Raw genomic sequence first — 21,007 nt, forward strand, 5'->3', positions numbered from 1 at the left:
CCTAATGTTAACTAGTTTATAAATATAGTTAACATTAAATCTAAATGACTGTCAATTATTTTTAAATCAAGTAGTTCTTAAAAAAGAACAACTTATCATACGATAAGTTGTTCTACTTTCCATGTTGTATCTTTCCAATTTCTAAAATAATCTCTTCATCTTTTTTTCCTTCTGTATCAATTCCAAGTTGTTTTGCATGTTCAATCAATAAATCATGGCGCTTCTCAAATCTCGCGGTATTTACTTCTTTCGTAACCTCTTCTTTTGTTTTTCCTTCCGTAGAAACCCCTAGTTTCTCAGCTGCTTTTTCCATCGACTTCTTCTCTTCAGTTTCTTTCGCTTTCTTCACTTCTGACTGCTGCATTTGCTTTTGCTTCGCCTGCTCTGATTCAGCTGCAAAAGTCGTGTAAATTCCAGCACTTCCGCCAATTACTAGTAAGGTGGTAAAAAGAATTATTTTTTTCTTCACTCTTTCCTCCCCTTTCAAATTCATTATAACGCACATTTTTCGGCGTTAAAACCTATCTCCTTTATTTCCCTAAAAAAATATTACACATTTTTATTGACATGTATAATGAATATATGATAAAAATTTAACTAACATCATATGAATCGGCATTGATAGGATTTAGTAGTATTTCGATTTCTGATTTCAGAGAGCTGGTGGTCGGTGCGAACCAGTACAGAGCGAATTATGAATTACCCCCTGGAGCTTCTTTTGCGAAACGTAAGGAGTAGTGAAAGACGGTTATAGACCGTTATATCTAAAGAGTGGTGAAATGAAACTGTTTCACAATTTAGGGTGGTACCGCGAATTTTTCGTCCCTGCATATATTGCAGGGGCGTTTTTTATTTTATTAGCGCATATCATACGACCCTTTATTTTGTGATACATTCATTTCACAAGCTAGGGTGGTACCGCGATTTCTTCGTCCCTGCATAATTATATGCAGGGACGTTTTTTTATCCAATCATTTCCGTATCATATTGAAAGATCAACAATTACCGGTAATTTGTCACAAAATTCTAAAATTTAGAAGGAAATAAACAATATTGGCGAATTTTATATAAAAAAGAGCTATTTTAGATTACTCTAGGAGGGAAAAACAATGGTTTCAAAAATTGAATCTGTTCTTTTAACATTATTTATCTTTTTCTGTATTGGCTTTAGTGTTATTCGATTAGAAGTTTCACCACACATCCCAATTTTATTTGGTATCGTGCTTTTATTAGCATTTGGATTTATGAAGAAAATCTCTTGGTCTACTATGGAAAAAGGGATGATTAGTAGTATTTCAGCTGGTATTCCATCTATCTTTATTTTCTTACTTGTAGGCGTATTAATTAGTGTTTGGATCGCTGCTGGAACAATTCCAACTTTAATGGTATACGGCTTCCAGCTTGTATCTCCTAAAATTTTCGTTCCAACTGTTTTTGTTGTCTGTGCAATCGTTGGAACAAGTATCGGTAGTGCCTTTACAACTGCCGCAACTGTAGGACTTGCCTTTATGGGTATGGGTAGTGCTCTCGGATACGATCCAGCTCTAATCGCTGGTGCAATTATTTCTGGTGCATTCTTTGGAGATAAAATGTCTCCTTTATCTGATACAACAAACTTAGCTCCTGCTGTAACGGGTGTAGATTTATTTGAGCATATTCGTAACATGCTTTGGACAACAGTTCCGGCTTTCATTATTGCTTTTATCGCATTTTTCATTTTAGGAAGCGGTACTAGTGGAGACGTTGACTTCACAAACTTTATTAGCACATTAGAGAAAAATGCAACAATTTCTATCGTTACACTTATTCCAATTTTATTACTGTTCCTATTCGCATTTAAAAAAGTTCCAGCAGTTCCAACATTGCTTGCTGGAATTGTAGTAGGAATTATTATTCTCTTTATTTTTAAACCTAGCACTTCTTTAGCTGATTTAATGAAAATTATGCAGGACGGCTACGTTTCTAAAACTGGTATAAAAGACATTGATAGCTTACTATCTCGCGGTGGTCTACAAAGTATGATGATGTCGATTGCCCTTATTTTCCTAGCTCTTTGTATGGGAGGATTATTACAAGGAATGGGTATTATTACGCAGCTGATGAATATCATCTCTAGCTTCGTAAAAAATAGCACACGCTTAATTATTTCTACTGCTTCAACTGCAATTGGTGTAAATTTCTTACTTGGGGAGCAATACTTATCCATCGTTTTAACAGGACAAGCATTTGCTAATAAATACGATGAAGTCGGTTTAGAACGTAGAAATTTATCACGCGTACTAGAAGATGCAGGTACAGTTATTAACCCGCTCGTACCATGGGGAGTAAGTGGTGTATTCTTATCGAACGTCCTTGGCGTTCCGACATTTGATTACCTTCCATTCGCAATTTTCTGTTTAGCGTGTCCAGTCTTAACAATTATCGTTGGTTTCACTGGATTTGGTCTTTCATGGAAGAAAGAAAAAACAGTAACAATTTCATAATAATAAAAAAGGATTACCTTAATCAGTAATCCTTTTTTATATTTCTCGACTATCTATTTGCTTTCTTTCTTCTGAATAACAGAAGGAGTCCCGCTCCAACAAACGCCAAGCCTGCTCCAATTGTAGAAGCAACACTTGTACCTGTTTTCGGTAAATCTCGTTCTTCTTTATTCCCACTCGCAGTTGTTGTTTCTTTTGAGTTTTCATTATCCGTTGTAGTTTGTCCAGATCCTGCATTATTTCCATTATTACCTTCATTTGTTGGTGGTGTCGTTGGATTTTCTCCATTACTACCTTCACCTGTTGGTGGTGTCGTTGGATTTTCTCCATTATTTCCTTCACCTGTTGGCGGTGTTGTTGGATTCTCTCCATTATTTCCTTCACCTGTTGGCGGTGTTGTTGGATTCTCTCCACCAGTTTCTTTACCCTCATCGTTCTTCTTCGTTATATCAATTGCATATTTAGCAAATTCATTTTCAGATGGTCCAACATATGATATTTTCCCATCTTTCTTTATATACTTTTGTGCATTTGGTGAAGAATCGAATGTTGTATTTAATTTATCTGCAACAATTGGTTTAAACGTCCAATTTTTATCTGCTGCTGGATCAATCACTGGTGTTTCTTGCATATACTTCACAATGATTTGACGTGTTTCATCTTGTGATTGGTATACAACTTCCCCTTTACTTACACCTGGGAACGTTTGGCTACTTCCACGATAGTTATTTGTAGCGACGATGAACTCTTGATTGTCAGCTACTGGTTTACCTTCATACGTCATATTTATAATACGATTCGTATTTGCATTTACAACTTTTCCATCTTTATCGTATTTCGCCGGTTGTGTTACATCAATTTCGTATTTTAAGCCATCTAAAATATCGAAGTTATATGTAGGATAGCCTATATTTACTAACGGCTGTTCTTCTGTTTTCTTTGGATCGATTTGATTAAACTGACCTGCAGACATTTCAAGCCATTCTTTCACTTGTGCCCCATTTACTTTTACAGCATATAACGTATTTGGATATACATATAAATCTGCAACGTTTTTAATTGCTAACGTTCCAGCTGGAATATCTGTATAATATGTAGCACCGTTTCGGCCACCCGCTTTAAATGGTGCGCCCGCAGATAAAACTGGAATTCCTTTATATTTGCTATACTGTCCATTTTCAGCAAATAACTTTTCTACATACCATTTTTGTGCATTTGTCACAAGTTGTACAGAAGGATCATCTTGTACTAATGAGAAATAACTATTAATTGGCGCTGTCGTTTTCCCTACAGCTGTATTCACATAATCGATTGTCGCTTGATGATCATCTTTAATTTCATTAACTAATTTTTCATCAGATTGTACTAATGGGTTCCCTTTACTATCAGCAATCGGACGAAGTTGCGGCTTCGATTGCTCTTTTTGTACTTCCCATTTTCCGTTTACCTTTTTCAATTGCATATCAATAATACCTAAATTACTTCCAAAGACACCAGGCATTACAACTGGAACACCATTAAATATATCCTTCACTTCAGTATGTGAATGTCCCATTAATACTGCATCTACACCAGGAACTTCTGTTAAATAATACGACGCGTTTTCCATGCCAACGTTGTATCCACTCTTATCAACACCAGAGTGCGCTAGTGCAACGATAACATCTGCACCTTCAGCTTTCATTTTCGGCACCATTTTCTTCGCTGTTTCAACTATATCTTTTGCTTTCACTTTTCCTTCTAAATTTGCTTTATCCCAGTTCATAACTTGAGGTGGAACAAATCCCATTACGCCAATTTTCACTTTTTGTTTTTGCCCTGATTCATCTTCTACTTCTTTTTCAAAAACATGATATGGTTTAAAGTAGTTTTGGTCGTTCTCTTCATTATTATCTTTATCATCTTTATAGACGTTCGAGTTAATAACCGGGAACTCTGTTTTACTAATTACTTTGTTTAAATAGTCTAAACCGTAGTTAAATTCATGATTCCCAAGAGAGATGACGTCATACTTCATTAAATTCATTAAACGATATAATGGATGTGTATAACTAGGATCCACAGGCTTCTTCGGATCATTTATTTTATTCGCTACATAATCTCCAAGCGGTGTCCCTTGTAATGCATCCCCATCATCAAATAGGACAGAGTTCTTCGCTTCTTCACGTGCTTTATTAACAAGTGTTGCCGTTTGTACGAGACCTACTTTATTATCGGTTTTCGTTTGATAATAATCGTAATTCATTAAGTTAACGTGAATATCTGATGTTTCTAGAATTCGTAAGTTAACTGTACTCTCCCCTGTTTTCTCATCCGCATAAGCTGTTGTTGGCAATACTTGCGGTGCTATTACACCAATAGCAAGCGTTGCTCCAGCTAGCATTTTTTTTGACTTTTTCACAAAAAATCCCCCTTATACAATTACCAAAAATAATGAGATGAATCTCTCTTTGTCTCTAACCACATACCTTTTTTCTTCTATTAGAGATAAGATTTTCATTTCATCCTGCGCTAATGAGTAGTCCCCTTAAACGCTTGATTAGTGAGACTTTAATTAGCTGGAAATATAGCCCTACTCATTAAAGTTTCACCTTATCTGACATTATCATATATAATGTACTTTCATATCGTCAATATTTTTTGACATACTTCTACAAATTTTCTGTAAAGTTATTGTAAACTTTTCATAAACATATAATATGCCCTTACATTGTTAATACTGCTGAATATGATACAATTACCAATTACAAGGAGGATGAATATATGAAAAAAGTCATCTTAACAATTGTTTGTCTCCTCCTTCTAATCATTTCTTATTCTTACTTTGAAAAGAACGATGAGACAAAACAAAATGAACCCGGAGAAAAAACATCTACTCCAAGTTGGATTGATAAGCAAACAAACGATTCCTTTTATCATCTCGTATTAGGTGATTCACTCGCCAAAGGATATGGATCAACGCAAGGGGGATTTGCTGAATTAGCTTCTAGACAAATAGAAACACAAATTCATAAACCAATTACAGTAGAAAACCTTGGGATAAACGGCCTTACAACTGATCGTCTCGCTAAAAAAGTTCAATCAGAAGATGTAAAGCAAAAAATTAGAGCGGCAAATATCATTACAATTAATATTGGGGGAAATAATTTATTTCGTTTAAATCGTGATGTCGGTGTTATAGATGGTATTAAAATGTTAAATAAAGAAAAGGCTCATTTTGAAGCGGATGTAAAAAATATTGTAAAGACAGTTCGAGATCAAAATCCGGATGCTTTACTCATTCTTTCTGAACTCTATAACCCGTTACAACTCGATGACTCCATCGCCAGTTATGCAGATATGTTTTTAGATGGCTGGAATGAATCCGTTTATTCCATTGCAAAAGCAAATCAACCATCTATCGTTTTACCAATTCGTAAATTAATATCGAATGATAAAAAAGATTTATTATTTGACCAGGTACACCCTAATGATAAAGGCTATACGATTATTGCCGATTCATTTACAAAAAAAGTGTTGGCCTACAAATATTAAAGTTTCCATGAAACAATTCTATTTTTATAACATGTCTTTTTTGTTACAATGAGAGTGGAAGGGGGCCTTTATATGGAATCACGCGAGTGGGAACGTATTGTTGATCATCTTCTTTCGCTAGTGCCTCTTTTTTATCGCAAATTTATGCTTCCTGGAGAATTTTCTTCTCAAAGACATATGCCGCCATCACATACACAAGTATTGCTACTTCTGCATGAAAATGGCACATTAGCAGTTTCCGAAATCGGCAAGCGGCTAGCGATTTCACGGCCTAACATGACACCTCTATTAAACAAACTGATTCAAGAAGAACTAATAGAGCGTCATTATAGCGAAAAAGATCGACGGGTCATTTTAATTTCCCTAACAGCTGAAGGGAAATTGTTAGTAAATCAGTATCAACAATTCATTTTAGACAAATTAAAAGAAAATTTTCAAACATTATCTGAGGAAGAACGTGAAAAACTCATTCACTCTCTTCAAACCATTCAAAATTTAATTTTGAAAACAAACGCATAAAGCTGCTTCTAAATAGAAGCAGCTTTATGATTCGTAATAATTACCATAGTATACATTTGAATACGGCCATGTCGTTAAATATGGTTTTTGTTCTTGCGCAGGCTGTTGCTGTGGTATTTGCGGTATTTGCTGTAATTGTTGTTGTCGATATAATTCGTATTGTCTATTCATATCATAAGCCGGATAATAATTTACATATGGATATACTTGAGGTACATAATAATAATACATTCATTCTCTCCCCCTTTTTCTTAAACATATTCAAAGGAGAAAATGAGTGTGACACTCTTTATATTTGCACGAGCGGTTCTGTCACTCGTTTTTTTCTGTTCTTCAAACGTAACTTACGATTTTTTTCATATAAATAATGCACAACGAAATATGAAACTACACCAAACACAACTCCTAAAATCGTCATTCCGATTAATACATACACTTCACTCTGTAATAAACCCTTCAATATCGTAAAAATATGACTTGAAAACAAATCAGATATCGTAAATGGTTCATGATGTATTTTTTGCACATGAAATGGATAAATCATTTTTCCTAGCGCATAAGCAAACGGAAATAACAATACCGGTAGAAACGATATTTTCCCGATAATATTACCAATAACCGCAGCAGGAAAAGATCCTTTTGCTAATCGAACAACCGGATAAAATATTACATATACGAGCGATGCCGTATATATGACCAGCATCTCTAAACCAAAACCAATTGCAAAACCTAATGATACTTTCTTTGCTCCTTCTGGTGATCGAAGCAACTTATAATATTGAAACTTTAATATTCTCCACATCCGCTGAAAAAACGAATATGCGTTCTTAGTTTTTTTCACTCTCATCATCTCTTTAACTATATTTTTATACCTAGTATGCCCTTACACACTCCGAAAAACAAATTTCATTTTCTTTTATTATAGATGATATCAAAATGGTTAACTAAATATACATATGACATTTCAATGTAAAAAAGTGCACCTCCAATTGTTATTTGTACGTAACAATTGGAGGTGCACATCATTTAAGAAAGCTCTTCTACATTTTTAAATAAACTTACTAATAATGCTTTTTGCGCATGCAATCGATTACCAGCTTGCTCAAAAACGATAGACTGTGGTCCATCTATAATTTCTCCTGTCACTTCTTCTTCACGATGTGCAGGTAAACAGTGTAAGAAACGATATGTTTTCTTCGCATGCATAACAAGCTCTTTATTAATTTGGTAAGGTTGAAATAAAGTATATTTCTCTTCTTCCCCCTCTTGCCCCATACTCATCCAAACGTCAGTATAAATGAAATCTGCTTCACTCACCGCTAATTCAGGGTTATGCAAAATTTCAATTTCAGCTCCTGTTTCTTCAGCAATCGCTAACGCTTTTTTTACAATTCCCTCATTTGGTTCATACCCTACAGGCGTTGCAACAGTCATATTCATTCCGACTTTCGCACTTGCTAACAACAATGAATGACATACGTTATTTCCGTCACCTACATAAGCCAATTTTATTCCTTTAAATGTATTTACTTCTTCATATATTGTCATTAAATCTGCCAACGCTTGACAAGGATGATGATCATCCGTTAATCCATTAATTACAGGAATGCTCGATTCTTTTGCAAGCTCTTCTACATCCGCATGTGAGAATGTACGTATCATGATCCCGTCAATATAATGAGATAATACTTTCGCAGTATCTGAAACGGTTTCTCCTCTTCCAATTTGCATCTCTTTCCCACTTAAAAACATGCCATGTCCCCCGAGCTGTACCATTCCTGCTTCAAAAGATACGCGAGTACGAGTTGAATGTTTATCAAAGATAAGCCCTAATATTTTCCCCTGTAATAAAGGCTCCTGCTTATTCTTTTTTAAATATACAGCGAACTCAATTAAAGAAATGATTTCTTCTTGCGTCAGTTCTTCTAGTGTTAAAAGATCTTTCGTATTTAATTTTGGTACTTGTACAGTTGACATGAAACTTCCCCCTTATATGATTGATACGTTTTTTAAACAAACTACTTTTTTTATCATATATACTGCCTGTTCTAACTCTTCATTCATTACAATGAGTGGTGGTAATAGTCTTATCACATTAGGTCCTGCTTGTAATATGAGAAGTCCTTCTTTCTCTAGTTGTTCTATAAAACTTGCAACTTCATGCTTACACTCAATCCCAATCATAAGCCCCTTACCACGTATATTTTGAATACAGTCGACATGTCGTAATTCCTCTCGCAACTTCTCTAATACGTACTCGCCCTTTTCCTTTACTTCTTTTAAAAACGATGGTTTCTTACTTACTTGCAATACTTCTTTCGCTGCAGCCATTGCAATATAATTCCCACCAAACGTTGAACCGTGTGATCCTGCAGTAAACGATGTTCCAAGTTCTTTCCGGCCAATCATCGCTCCAATGGGTATGCCATTTCCAAGCGCCTTAGCGGCAGTAATGATATGAGGATCTATTCCCATTTGTTCGTAAGCAAATAATGTCCCTGTTCTTCCAATCCCTGTTTGTACTTCGTCTATAATAAATAAGGAACCGAACTTATTACATAATGTTTCAATTGCTTTCAAAAAAGATAGATCAGCAGGAATGACTCCTCCCTCTCCTTGAACAACTTCTACCATTACCGCCGCTACTTCTTCATTCATTACTTCCTCTAACGCCTTTATATCGTTAAACGGGGTATGTAAAAAAGACGGAAGGAGCGGACCAAATCCTTCTTTCACTTTGTTTTGCCCCGTCGCACTCATCGTTCCGAATGTTCTACCGTGAAAAGACTGCTGACATGTTATGACGAGAGATTTTCCAGTATGCTTACGAGCTAGCTTCAAAGCAGCTTCATTCGCCTCTGCCCCGCTATTACAGAAAAAAACAGAATCTAACGCTGTATTTTCTGTTAATAATGACGCTACTTCTTCTTGTAAGCTGTTTGTAAACAAGTTAGATATATGCCATATATGATGAAGTTGCTCTTGGACAGCTTTCATAACCGTAGGGTGACAATGTCCTAAATTACATACGCCAATTCCTGATGTAAAATCTAAATATTGCTTACCATTTTTATCAATAACTTTCGTTCCACTCCCCTTTACAAGCTCAATATTTCTTCTCCCATACGTTTGAAAAAGATGACTTGTCATACGATACTTACTCCTTTCGTTACCGTCGTTCCGATACACTCTCCCGTAACTTCAGTAAAATCTTTTGTACCGTTCACAATACTTATCTTTTGCACTCCCATTTTTAATGACGCTAGTGCCGCCTGTACTTTCGGAATCATCCCGCCTGTAATAACTCCTTTTTCTATTAAATTAACAATTTCAAATTCATCCGTTTTCTTTACTAACTTTCCTTCATGTAATATCCCATCTACATCCGTAATAAAAATGAGTTCTTTTGCGGATAACGCGGCCGCAATTCCAGCTGCAGCGGTATCCGCATTTATGTTATAAATCTCATTATCATTCATCCCGATTGGAGCAATAACAGGAATATAATTCAAATTTATCAATCCTTTTAGTAAGGCCGTTTCGACATAACTTACTTCTCCCACATATCCTATTTCTTCGCTAACAGGTTGAACTTGAAGTAAATTGCCGTCACACCCTGAACAACCTACCGCAAGTAAATTATGCCTTTGCAACTTCATTACAAATCTTTTATTCGTACTTCCACATAGCACCATTTGAACAATATCCATAACTTCTTTCGGTGTTACTCGTAACCCATCTCTTTTTTCTACTTTGATGTTACAATCTTTTAATTGCGCATCAATTTCTGGACCGCCACCATGGACAATCACTACTTTATACTTCTGTTGCAATTTCTTTATACAATCAAAAAACACATTATTTAATTGATCCAACATACTACCGCCGCATTTCACTACAATATAATCGCTCATCTTCTCTCTCCTTATGTACGATAACAAGCGTTTATTTTCACATATTCATAACTTAAGTCACAGCCCCAAGCCGATCCCGTCTCTTCTCCTAAATGTAAATACACATCAATCATAATTTCATGTTCTTTTAATTTCTTTTTCATTTCCTCTTCAGAAAACATTTGGGGTTCACTATTTTTTAACACAGCGATAGATTGAAGAGTAATGTCAATTTTATTCGGATGAATCGTTACTTCACTTTGTCCCATACTGCTAATAATTCGCCCCCAATTTGGGTCTTCACCATGTATTGCTGTTTTCACAAGACTCGAACCGACTATTTGCTTTGCAATTTTCTTTGCCTCTTCATTCGTACGAGCTCCTAACACATTTACTTCTATTAACTTCGTAGCGCCTTCACCATCTTGTGCAATTTTTTTTGCTAAATCTTCACATACCTTCTGTAAAGCAAATTCGAAGGTTTCCCAATCTGCATGTTCCATATTGATTGGTTTCGTTTCTGATAATCCACTTGCCATAACGATGACCATATCATTCGTAGAAGTATCTCCATCCACCGTAATTTGATTAAATGTATGATTCGTTATTTGTGATAATGCTGTTTGCAATACGTCATGCTCTATATGAGCATCTGTTGTAATAAAACTCAGCATCGTTGCCATATTCGGATGAATCATCCCTGAACCTTTCGCAACACCAGCAAGCGTCACTTTCTTCCCATCAATCATCATCTCATAGCACGTTTCTTTCGTTAGAAGATCCGTCGTTAAAATCGCTTCAGAAAAAGAATGAGCTTCACTTACTTCCTTTGCCGGGATAAGAGTTGCAATTCCTTTTCGGATTATATCCATCGGTAAAGGAACACCAATTACACCTGTTGAAGCTACTGCAACATAATGTTCTTTTACTCCAAAATGTTCCGCCCCCAATGCACGCATCTCGTATGCATCTTGTAAGCCTTTCATTCCTGTACAAGCATTTGCATTTCCACTATTGACGAGAATCGCTTGTAATTTCCCCTCAGCCGCTATACTTTCTTTCGTTACTTGCAACGGGGCTGCTTGTATTTGATTCGTTGTATAAACGGCGGCACATGACGCTGGCACTTCACAAATGATTACACCTAAATCCTTTTTTTCTTTTTTCAAACCATTTACAGTACCGATTGCCGAAAAGCCTTTTGGCGTTACAATGGAACCATTTTCTAATTTTGTAATAGAATCTACTTTAATCATCATGTCCCCCTTATAGATAAAGCGGCATATGTTGTAAGCCTGTTGTTTCTTCTAGTCCCGCTACTATATTTGCATTTTGAATCGCTTGCCCAGCCGCACCTTTCATCATATTGTCAATAACGGAAACGACTGTTATCCTTCCTGTTCTATCATCGTAAGCTATCCCCATATCACAATAATTTGAGCCCCTTACTTCTTTCGGACTTGGAAATTCTCCTTGCGTGCGAATTCGAATAAAAGCCGATTGTTCATACGTTTCTTCATATAATTTTTGAAGTTGTTCTATTTCCATTTTTCGTTTTACTTTTGCATAAAGTGTAACCATAATCCCCCGTGATATCGGTATTAAATGTGTACTAAACGTGATTGGCTTCGTTTCCCTATTCCACGCTGCAAGCATTTGCTCAATCTCAGGAACGTGTTGATGCTCATTTACTTTATAAATGTGCAAGTTATCGTATAACTCAGGAAAGTGAGTCATTGTTGTTGGCGTTTTGCCCGCTCCAGATACTCCTGATTTCGCATCAATAATAATGGAATCTTCTTCAATCATGCCGCTACGTACTAACGGCAATATCGCTAATAATGCGGCTGTAGCAAAACATCCTGGGTTTGCAATTACATTTGCATTTTGAATCTCAGACCTTTTCCACTCACTTAACCCATACACAGCTTCACTAAGAACTTCTTCTTTTGCAGCTGTCCTTTTATACCACTGTTCATATGTCGAAGGATCTTTCATACGAAAGTCTCCAGATAGGTCAATTACTTTCAAACCTACTGCTAATAATTTTGGAGTTAACTCTGCCGACACTCCTGCCGGGGTTGCCAAAAATACAATTTCAGCTTCCTTCACTATTTCCTCCGCATCAATTTCTTGTAACGTATGAACAAGAACATGTTGAAAATGCGGATATACATTTGTTATACACTCGCCAACTTGCGAAAAAGAATGAAGAGATGCTATCGAAAAATATGGATGTTGCTCTAATAACCGAATTAACTCAATACCTCCATATCCAGTTGCTCCAATAATCGCGACTTTCATATGCCCCTCCTCATATCGATTCTTTAAATTAAGTATGATTATAATATTGTATATTTATAGAGTCAATTAAATATTTATAAATTTTTTAAACTTGAAAAACTTAATTTTATTAGAAAAACAATATTCACAACCGGATTTTTATACACAAATAGTGTATAGTAGTTTTTTTATTTCACTTCAAGTACAATGAAACAATACATGTATACATACAGGCGGGGAAAACATGAATGAGAAATTAATTGAGAAAATGATTATAAAAAGTTTTCAACAATATCAATGTAATCCTATGTCAAATGAGGATCAGGAAATGCTTGTTAAACATATTCAAACGATAATTCATTCAAATACTGAAATTGATGTATACGAGGCAGTTGAGGATATCGTTTACGATTATGTGACTGGAAAATAAAAAAATAGGAGATTTCCATATGGAAATCTCCTATTTTTTACTTAATGATTTGCCTGCAACACGCTCAAATAAACCTGGGAATAGTGCATAAAGTTTTGGACCCATGCCCATCCACTTCGGTAAGTTTACTTCACGCTTTTTCGTTTGCATCGATTTTACGATTTGCTCTGCTACATATGTTGGTTTTAACATATACCGTCCCATATTTTTCACATATGTACCGGATTGATCAGCTATTTCAAAAAAGTTCGTATCTATCGGACCTGGATTAATCGCTGTTACGAAAATATTTGTACTAGACAACTCCATGCGTAAACTATTCGTAAATCCTAATACTGCATGTTTCGTCGCTGCATACGCACTCGATTTCGGAGTTGCAATTTTTCCAGCAAGTGAAGCAATATTAATAATATGTCCTTCGTTCCTTTTCACCATATAGGGTAGTACCGCTTTCGTACAAGCTACTAATCCAAATACATTTACTTGGAACATATCTTTCACTTCATCCATTGAAGCATCTTCAAATGTTTTAAAAATACCAAATCCCGCATTGTTTACTAATATATCAATACGTCCCACTTCTTGTAATACCTTTGAAAAAACAGATTGTACTTCCGTCTCTTCACTTACATCTAATACATAATAATAGCAAGGCGTATTATAAGTTTCTTTAATTTTGTCTGCTAACGCTTTTAATTTCTTTTCTGTTCTAGCCATTAATACTGGAGTCGCCCCCTGCTCTGCAACTTGCATTGCAACTTGCTCTCCAATTCCACTAGAAGCACCTGTAATGACGATTACTTTATTTTGTAAACGTCCCGTCATTGCTGTCACCTACTTTGCATAATAAATCAATTGTTGCGAAGATTCATCAATCATCACTTGTTGATTATATGCTAAAAAGTCTAATTGTCCAACAGTTTCTGAAATAGTAAGTGGCAATTGCTCCTTATATAATACCGGAAATAGTTTTACACATACTTCAAATGCTGTCATTGGTTTTTCCTTCAATAACTCAAGCACTTTAAACGCACGTGTTTCTTGCTTTTGTAATCTCGTTTCAATAAGTTGTTTCACATTTTGAACGTCTTCTCCATGTCCTGATAAAATGCGTGAAATATTCATTTCACTTAAACGCTTTAACGTTTGATTATATTGTAATAACGGGCGTGCCCTTTCTGTTTGCCCTTCATATGGTGGTTCTAATATGGGATTCGAAGAAATATGACTAATGAGAGCATCCCCTCCAATTAGTATTCCATCCGATTCTCTATATAATGAAATATGAGTAGAAGCATGACCTGGTGTTTCAATTACTGTAAATCCAGGCATTGAATCAATACGATCTCCCTCTCTCACAGTATGCGTTAACGATCTATTACAAGAATATTTCAGTGTCTTTGTCGTCAATAACGCCTCGTCTTTCAAAAATGCTGCTGGAACACCAAATTGCAAAGCTGTCTCTCTAAAAAACTCATGATACCACTTTAAAAATTCTGGATTTTGCGTGATCCAAGGCTCATTCCAAGGGTGTCCAATAATGTTCGTTTTCTCAGAAAATATATTTAAAAGCCCACAATGATCCGCATGATGATGCGTAATGACTACTGTTTCAATATCTTCTATCACATATCCTAATGCACCTAATTGCCTTTCTAACGAACCTCTTGCCTCTTCTGTATTCGTCCCTGTATCAATTAATGTTAACGTCTCCCCCTCAACTAAAAACACATTCACAGTTTCAACTGCAAATGGCACAGGAATCTCCATTCGGTGAATCGCCGTCATGCTTAGCCCCCCTGTCTCTTTCCGGTTCAAAAATGAATACTTCTTCAGTTTACAACTTCTATATATATTTGTCATTATTTTCAGATAAAAAGAGGTGTTTCCTATAAAAAAACGAATGTATGTACATTTATAAGCATTTCTAACCAAATTTAAAGGAGGAACATCATGTCTACTCAAAATATTTCCTTTCTCGGTGCAGGCTCTATTGCTGAAGCTATTATTGGTGGCTTGTTACATGCAAATGTTGTAAAAGGCGAACAAATTACTGTAAGTAATCGGTCTAACGAGACAAGGTTGCAGGAGCTACATAACAAATACGGTGTCAAAGGTACGCATAATAAAAAAGAGCTACTTACTGATACAAATATTCTTTTTCTAGCAATGAAACCGAAGGATGTTGCAGAAGCGCTTACCCCTTTTAAAGAAGACATACATAATAACCTGCTTATTATTTCGTTATTAGCAGGTGTTTCTACTCACTCGATTAGAAACCTACTTCAAAAAGACGTTCCGATTATTCGTGCAATGCCAAATACATCTGCAGCTATTTTAAAATCAGCTACTGCTATCTCACCTTCAAAACATGCAACAGCGGAACATATTCAAACTGCCATAGCTTTATTTGAAACGATCGGTCTCGTCTCTGTTGTAGAGGAAGAAGATATGCATGCTGTCACTGCATTATCTGGAAGTGGGCCTGCTTATATTTATTACGTAGTAGAAGCGATGGAAGAAGCTGCAAAAAAAATCGGTTTAAAAGAAGATGTTGCAAAGTCACTTATTCTTCAAACGATGATTGGTGCTGCTGAGATGCTAAAAGCAAGTGAAAAACACCCTTCTATTTTGCGAAAGGAAATTACTTCTCCTGGTGGAACGACCGAAGCAGGTATTGAAGTATTACAAGAACATAAATTTCAACAAGCGCTTATTTCTTGTATTACACAGGCTACACAACGATCACATAATCTTGGGAAAACATTAGAACAACTAACAAAAGAAAAATAAAAAACGGAGCTCAATCTTACTTGAGCTCCGTTTTTTTATAAACATATATTGTTTAGTTATTAGTCTTCCCAAAAATCTCTTCTTGCAGACGGCGACCAGTCGGTGTTGCTGCAAGTCCACCTTCAGCTGTTTCACGAAGTGCTACTGGCATCGTTTGTCCGATTCTAAACATCGCCTCAATTACTTCATCACATGGAATTGTACTCGTTACGCCAGCTAATGCTAAATCAGCTGAAATCATCGCATTCGCAGCTCCTGCTGCATTACGTTTTACACAAGGTACTTCTACAAGCCCTGCAACAGGATCACATACTAAACCAAGCATATTCTTTAATGAAATTGCCATCGCTGTAGCTGCTTGATCTTGTGTTCCACCAGCCATCTCAACTGCTGCTGCTGCTGCCATTCCACTTGCTGAACCTACTTCAGCTTGGCAACCTCCTGCCGCGCCAGAAATACAAGCGTTATTCGCAACAACCATACCGAAAGCTCCTGCTGTAAATAAGAATTCAATCATTTCTTCACGTGTAGGCTGTAATTTCTCTTGCAGTGCAAACAGTACACCTGGCACTGTTCCAGCAGAACCTGCTGTTGGTGTTGCACAAATAATTCCCATCGCTGCGTTTACTTCATTTGTTGCAACAGCTTTACTCACTGCGTCCAAAATCGTATCTCCAGATAAGCCTTTTCCGCTATTCATATACGTCTGAACTTTTACAGCATCTCCGCCAGTTAAACCAGTTGGTGATTTCACACCGCGAATACCACGTTCTACTGCTTGCTCCATCACAACTAAGTTCTTTTCCATACCAGCAATTACTTCTTCACGTGAAATACTTCTTGTTTCCATTTCACATTGAATCATAATTTCTGCGATTTTTACATTTTGTTCTTTAGCTTGCGCCACTAGTTCCGCTGCGTTCCGAAACATGGTGTGTCCCCCCTGCAATTATTCCATAATAGTTACTTGACAAATATTTTGTTGCGCGTTTATTTCTTCAATCACTTCATCTGCTAATAATTCATCTGTTTCAATAACCATCAGCGCTCTTCTACCTTTTTCTTTACGAGAAACACTCATTGTACTAATGTTAATTTCATGTTTCGCAAGGATTGAAGCTACTGCTGCAATAGCACCGAAGCGATCGTTATTTACAATAAGTAGTGCTGGACTCGTGCCTGTTAATTGAAGATCGAATCCGTTTAATTCTACAACTTCAATTTTACCGCCACCAATTGAGCAAGCAACAACTTCAATTTCTTCTTCACCTTTATACAAACGAATTCTCGCTGTATTTGGGTGGGGTGCATTTGCATCTTCTTCAATGAATTCCACTTCAATTTCGCGCTCTTTTGCTATGTCTAGCGCCTCTGGAATACGTAAGTCATCTGTTTCAAACCCTAATATCCCACCGATCAGTGCTACATCTGTACCATGCCCACGATACGTCTTTGCAAATGATCCATATAATGAAATGCTTACTCTTTCTGGTTCATGACGAAACAGCTGGCGAGCAACTTGCCCCATTCTTGCTGCGCCTGCTGTATGTGAACTTGATGGGCCAATCATAACTGGACCAATAATATCAAATACTGAGCGATACTTCATCATAACTCCCCCTAAACCTCTATGAAAAAATTTTTTACTATTCTATTAAGCTACCAAATCGGTTGCTTTTCTAGTTGTACTACGAATTTATTCCGCTGTACGAATTGGATCGTTTTTGAATAACAGTGAAACAATATATCCTGAAATAATACTAGTGACCATAATAAATAAGAAACTTAGCATTACCTTCATTTAAAAATAATATAAGCTAATCCACAATAAAGTCCGGTAGCAACCCAAAGTTTAACACAGAACCACTTACAAGGATAGCATAAACAAGTGAAACTTTAATTAGTAGAGATTTTGTCCATCCCACTGATTATTAGCCCGCAAATAGCGGATAAAGTGAAACTTTAATCAGTGGGGGTTTTGTTCATCCCCCACTGATTATTAGTTGAACCAATCGGACGTTTACGGACAGTTGATCTCCCACCTAACTTCTTTGCTCCAACTGAATTTTGAGGTGGGAGTTTTACTGTCCGTTAACGCGGGATAAATTATAATCTGCCCTCATTATAGCTTGTTTTTAATAAAACGCTTACTTTTATTGAATTTTAAAAGTTCTGAATAACACTCTGTTTTTACCATTTGTACCACTCATATGTCGTCTGACTTATATAACAGTTTTTCTAAATAATCGCTACTATGTATTTTCACCCTATATCTTCACATCATTAAAACTTTCTGTTTCATCCCCTATAAGTATAAAATGATAACAGTTTTATTTTTATTTTTTTTAGAAATAAAAAAATGGCAACCTCTTGTCGCCTTTTTTTTAGAAATAAAAAAATGGCAACCTCTTGTCGCCTTTTTTTTAGAAATAAAAAAATGGCAACCTCTTGTCGCCATTTTTTTATACCATTATTACCTTTAAACTGAAAATGATTTCAAATCCGTAGCTATTTCTGTATTAGAAAATAACTCTCTTGCTTCTTTCAATAATTCCTTATATGTATCTCCTTGATAACGAGAACTAATATGAGTCAATATTAAACGTTTTGCATTTGCCTGAAGTGCAATACTCGCAGCTTGCTTAGATGTGGAATGGAAATAATCATACGCTTGTTGTTCATCTTCTGCCGCGAAAGTTGCTTCATGAACAAGTACGTCAGCGTCTTGTGCTAGCTCTCTACTCGCTTCACAATATCTTGTATCTCCTAAAATGGTAATAACTCTTCCCTTTTGAGGTGGGCCGATAAAATCTTTTCCGTTTAGTATCGTACCATTTTCTAATTCAACTACTTCTCCATCTTTTAAACGTTTAAAGAGTGGACCTGGTTTCACATCCATCTCCAGTAATTTATCGACTAAAAGGGCACCTTGTATATCTTTTTCTATAATACGATACCCAAAACATTCAATACCATGTGACAATCTTTTCGTTTCCACATGAAATTCATTATCTTCAAACACAGTACCTTCTTCTGTTATCTCAACAATTTCAAGTGGATATTTTACATGTGTCGTACTTACTGATAATGCCACTTCAATAAATTGTTTAATTCCTTTTGGTCCATACACTGTTAAAGGTGTAGTCCCTCCTTGAAATGAACGGCTTCCTAATAAACCAGGCAAACCAAAAATATGATCACCATGTAAATGCGTAATAAATATTTTTTCAATGCGGCGTGGGCGTACTGATGTATGTAATATTTGATGTTGCGTCGCCTCGCCACAATCAAATAACCAAGTCTGTCCTCGTTCTTCTAACAATTGCAAAGCAATTGCTGAAACATTCCTTCCTTTCGAAGGAACACCTGCACCAGTTCCTAAAAATACAAATTCCACTTTCTTTCCTCCAGCTCTTTATATAATCTACCTTTCATCTTACGGAATGTTATTTCAAATGGCAAATCGAATTTACATAACCAATCATCTAGACAACTATATAACACGAACGTTATACTCAAAAAACTTAGATATCGTTCGTATTTTGTGTTAAAATAATTATACTACATGTTAAGGGAGCGTTTTATTATGAAAGAAGCATTTCGTTTACAAACTGATTTTTCATCTTCATTTGATCGCTGGGTAAGTTCTTTCGTGTCAGATCACCCAGCACAATTAGAATGGACGACTTTGAAAGAATTAATCCATGAATATACAACAACACATACAAATGATTCGTTACCAACATATATTTCTTCAGCTTTAACCTATTACGCACAACGCGTTTCAACAACAAACAGTTCAGAAATTGTTATTTTTGAAAATGCTACAATCTCATAATCTATAATAAAAAAGCACTGTAATCAGTGCTTTTTTATTTATACTTATTTAGCAAATCATCATATTCCGTCCAAAAATCTGTATACATACTTTGATCGAACTCATCTAAAATTATCTTTTCACTTGAGTGATTAAATAATTCTTTTGCTTGTAGTGCAAAAGAAACAATTTGTGTTCTATATTCACTTTCCTTCACTTCTATATGAATTCCTTCATAGTATGTAGCTTTTTGACAAGTAGAAATCACTTTAACAAAATCTTTTAAAAGCACGTTTTCGCCTATATAATTTACAGTCCAGTGAATTGAAATTGGGCATCCTAACATTAACATAGTGCCACATCCATGCAAAATAAGCCCCTCTTCATTTTCAATATCACAAGTATATTCTTTATCTAAAGTTCGTAACAGAGCCAAAGCTGATTCACTTATTCCCCATTCCTCATCCATACCTGTTTGTGTAATAATCGTTCCATCCACATTTAAATAAATTTCTCCGTGAGAACATAAATCTTCCTGCTCATTAAACAACCACTTTTGATTCTCAATATTTATAATAAATTTTTGTGGTACCATTACAAAATTCCCCTCTTATAAAAAGATTTATTCTCCATATTATTTATAAACGACATAATGTATGTCATCTCGAATATCTATTATAAATCTATATAATATTTTAAAAACACAGACAAAAAAGATATTGACACTATAAATTCACAGTGCTAACATTCAAATTGTAATAGAATATGGTCTCTGTTAGGTGAGGCTCCTGTATAGAGAAACGCTGCTGCCCAAAAATGTCGAGAGACGCCAATGGGTCAACAGGAAAGGTCGGAATGAAGGCCTTTTTTAACGTAGCTGGTTTCAGTACCTATGCTATACAGTGCTAAAACTCAACGAGGGAGAGGTGCGTATATTTTGTCATAAACAAAAACTGTTTTTATCTATGTTTACTAACAGTATTTGTTGTGGACTCTTTTAACTGCGAATTCAGACCTTTACTCGTTTTGAGTAAAGGTCTTTTTATATGCACCTTACTATGAAACAAACATAGCATATTCAGAAACTACTAAATTGTACGGAGGTGAGGAACAGTTGGCAATTGATGATTCGGCCCAGATACCCATATGTTTTACGTTAATATTTCATCATGTAGGTAGGAAAGAAGCTGTTCCTCCTAATTTTAAATAGTCGAGTAACAGATTGTTTCCTCCTTCATGAAAAAGGAGGAACTAC

The 21,007-nt window shown here is 35.8% G+C and carries 21 protein-coding genes, 1 riboswitch and 1 other annotated feature; of the genes, 6 read left to right on the forward strand and 15 right to left on the reverse strand.

What is annotated here, in order from left to right:
• Positions 1–112: 112 nt before the first annotated feature.
• Complete coding sequence (locus ACTFOB_RS21375; protein WP_440028794.1) at positions 113–469, reverse strand: hypothetical protein; 357 nt, start codon at positions 467–469, stop codon at positions 113–115.
• 140 nt (positions 470–609) lie between these two features.
• Positions 610–830, forward strand: a binding site (T-box leader).
• A 279-nt stretch (positions 831–1,109) separates the two neighbouring features.
• Between ACTFOB_RS21375 and nhaC the strand changes: the two genes are divergently transcribed.
• A complete protein-coding gene (gene nhaC / locus ACTFOB_RS21380) occupies positions 1,110–2,483 on the forward strand; it encodes a Na+/H+ antiporter NhaC (protein WP_440028797.1) in 1,374 nt (457 codons plus the stop codon).
• A 49-nt stretch (positions 2,484–2,532) separates the two neighbouring features.
• Here the strand turns inward: nhaC and cpdB are convergent, their stop codons facing one another.
• Complete coding sequence (cpdB, locus tag ACTFOB_RS21385; protein ID WP_440028800.1) at positions 2,533–4,884, reverse strand: bifunctional 2',3'-cyclic-nucleotide 2'-phosphodiesterase/3'-nucleotidase; 2,352 nt, start codon at positions 4,882–4,884, stop codon at positions 2,533–2,535.
• 362 nt (positions 4,885–5,246) lie between these two features.
• On the opposite strand from cpdB, the gene ACTFOB_RS21390 reads away from it, so the two are divergent.
• Both ACTFOB_RS21390 and ACTFOB_RS21395 read left to right on the forward strand, forming a co-directional pair.
• Entirely contained in the window at positions 5,247–6,017 is a 771-nt protein-coding gene (locus ACTFOB_RS21390) for a GDSL-type esterase/lipase family protein (protein WP_440028803.1), read from the forward strand.
• Positions 6,018–6,089: 72 nt separating this feature from the next.
• A complete protein-coding gene (locus tag ACTFOB_RS21395) occupies positions 6,090–6,536 on the forward strand; it encodes a MarR family winged helix-turn-helix transcriptional regulator (RefSeq protein ID WP_000445817.1) in 447 nt (148 codons plus the stop codon).
• 24 nt (positions 6,537–6,560) lie between these two features.
• Here the strand turns inward: ACTFOB_RS21395 and ACTFOB_RS21400 are convergent, their stop codons facing one another.
• From ACTFOB_RS21400 to argC, 7 genes are all read right to left on the reverse strand, one after another.
• Positions 6,561–6,767, reverse strand: coding sequence for a hypothetical protein (locus tag ACTFOB_RS21400; RefSeq protein ID WP_440028806.1), 207 nt, complete (start codon positions 6,765–6,767; stop codon positions 6,561–6,563).
• 58 nt (positions 6,768–6,825) lie between these two features.
• Positions 6,826–7,386 carry a DUF2062 domain-containing protein gene (locus tag ACTFOB_RS21405; RefSeq protein WP_440028808.1) on the reverse strand — a complete coding sequence of 187 codons (561 nt, stop codon included), beginning with the start codon at positions 7,384–7,386 and terminating at the stop codon, positions 6,826–6,828.
• Positions 7,387–7,562: 176 nt separating this feature from the next.
• A complete protein-coding gene (gene argF, locus ACTFOB_RS21410; protein ID WP_440028810.1) occupies positions 7,563–8,513 on the reverse strand; it encodes an ornithine carbamoyltransferase in 951 nt (316 codons plus the stop codon).
• A gap of 12 nt (positions 8,514–8,525) precedes the next feature.
• Positions 8,526–9,686 carry an acetylornithine transaminase gene (locus tag ACTFOB_RS21415; RefSeq protein WP_440028813.1) on the reverse strand — a complete coding sequence of 387 codons (1,161 nt, stop codon included), beginning with the start codon at positions 9,684–9,686 and terminating at the stop codon, positions 8,526–8,528.
• Entirely contained in the window at positions 9,683–10,450 is a 768-nt protein-coding gene (argB, locus tag ACTFOB_RS21420; RefSeq protein ID WP_440028816.1) for an acetylglutamate kinase, read from the reverse strand. The genes ACTFOB_RS21415 and argB overlap by 4 nt, the downstream gene beginning before the upstream one ends.
• An 11-nt stretch (positions 10,451–10,461) precedes the next feature.
• Positions 10,462–11,685, reverse strand: coding sequence for a bifunctional glutamate N-acetyltransferase/amino-acid acetyltransferase ArgJ (gene argJ / locus ACTFOB_RS21425; RefSeq protein ID WP_440028819.1), 1,224 nt, complete (start codon positions 11,683–11,685; stop codon positions 10,462–10,464).
• 10 nt (positions 11,686–11,695) lie between these two features.
• The gene (argC, locus tag ACTFOB_RS21430; protein WP_440028822.1) at positions 11,696–12,733 is read right to left on the reverse strand and encodes an N-acetyl-gamma-glutamyl-phosphate reductase; all 1,038 of its coding nucleotides are present in this window, start codon (positions 12,731–12,733) and stop codon (positions 11,696–11,698) included.
• A 223-nt stretch (positions 12,734–12,956) separates the two neighbouring features.
• Between argC and ACTFOB_RS21435 the strand changes: the two genes are divergently transcribed.
• Positions 12,957–13,142: a YqzH family protein gene (locus tag ACTFOB_RS21435; RefSeq protein WP_001003211.1), complete on the forward strand. Its 186-nt coding sequence runs from the start codon at positions 12,957–12,959 to the stop codon at positions 13,140–13,142.
• Between the two features lie 30 nt (positions 13,143–13,172).
• Here ACTFOB_RS21435 and ACTFOB_RS21440 read toward each other — a convergent pair whose 3' ends face one another.
• Together ACTFOB_RS21440 and ACTFOB_RS21445 are read right to left on the reverse strand one after the other, a co-directional pair.
• On the reverse strand, positions 13,173–13,967 hold the full coding sequence (locus ACTFOB_RS21440) for an SDR family oxidoreductase (protein WP_440028825.1): 795 nt from the start codon (positions 13,965–13,967) through the stop codon (positions 13,173–13,175).
• Between the two features lie 9 nt (positions 13,968–13,976).
• Positions 13,977–14,930, reverse strand: coding sequence for an MBL fold metallo-hydrolase (locus ACTFOB_RS21445; protein ID WP_440028827.1), 954 nt, complete (start codon positions 14,928–14,930; stop codon positions 13,977–13,979).
• 165 nt (positions 14,931–15,095) lie between these two features.
• Here ACTFOB_RS21445 and proI point away from each other — a divergent pair, with 165 nt between their 5' ends.
• Positions 15,096–15,935 carry a pyrroline-5-carboxylate reductase ProI gene (proI, locus tag ACTFOB_RS21450; protein WP_440028830.1) on the forward strand — a complete coding sequence of 280 codons (840 nt, stop codon included), beginning with the start codon at positions 15,096–15,098 and terminating at the stop codon, positions 15,933–15,935.
• A 52-nt stretch (positions 15,936–15,987) separates the two neighbouring features.
• Here the strand turns inward: proI and sdaAA are convergent, their stop codons facing one another.
• The 3 genes from sdaAA to rnz all read right to left on the reverse strand — a co-directional run bounded on the left by sdaAA (position 15,988) and on the right by rnz (position 19,332).
• The gene (gene sdaAA / locus ACTFOB_RS21455; protein ID WP_242255199.1) at positions 15,988–16,866 is read right to left on the reverse strand and encodes an L-serine ammonia-lyase, iron-sulfur-dependent, subunit alpha; all 879 of its coding nucleotides are present in this window, start codon (positions 16,864–16,866) and stop codon (positions 15,988–15,990) included.
• An 18-nt stretch (positions 16,867–16,884) separates the two neighbouring features.
• On the reverse strand, positions 16,885–17,544 hold the full coding sequence (gene sdaAB, locus ACTFOB_RS21460) for an L-serine ammonia-lyase, iron-sulfur-dependent subunit beta (RefSeq protein ID WP_048531003.1): 660 nt from the start codon (positions 17,542–17,544) through the stop codon (positions 16,885–16,887).
• Positions 17,545–18,414: 870 nt separating this feature from the next.
• Entirely contained in the window at positions 18,415–19,332 is a 918-nt protein-coding gene (gene rnz, locus ACTFOB_RS21465; RefSeq protein ID WP_440028836.1) for a ribonuclease Z, read from the reverse strand.
• Between the two features lie 189 nt (positions 19,333–19,521).
• Here rnz and ACTFOB_RS21470 point away from each other — a divergent pair, with 189 nt between their 5' ends.
• Positions 19,522–19,773 carry a DUF3932 family protein gene (locus tag ACTFOB_RS21470; protein ID WP_000656495.1) on the forward strand — a complete coding sequence of 84 codons (252 nt, stop codon included), beginning with the start codon at positions 19,522–19,524 and terminating at the stop codon, positions 19,771–19,773.
• Between the two features lie 34 nt (positions 19,774–19,807).
• On the opposite strand, the gene ACTFOB_RS21475 is transcribed toward ACTFOB_RS21470, so the two are convergent.
• Positions 19,808–20,347, reverse strand: a complete 540-nt coding sequence (locus ACTFOB_RS21475; protein ID WP_151633036.1) for a hypothetical protein — start codon at positions 20,345–20,347, stop codon at positions 19,808–19,810.
• 169 nt (positions 20,348–20,516) lie between these two features.
• A riboswitch (M-box (ykoK) riboswitch) is annotated at positions 20,517–20,684 on the forward strand.
• Positions 20,685–21,007: the final 323 nt, after the last annotated feature.

Origin of the sequence: Bacillus cereus group sp. MYBK79-1 (assembly GCF_051915365.1) — a bacterium.
GTDB lineage: Bacteria > Bacillota > Bacilli > Bacillales > Bacillaceae_G > Bacillus_A.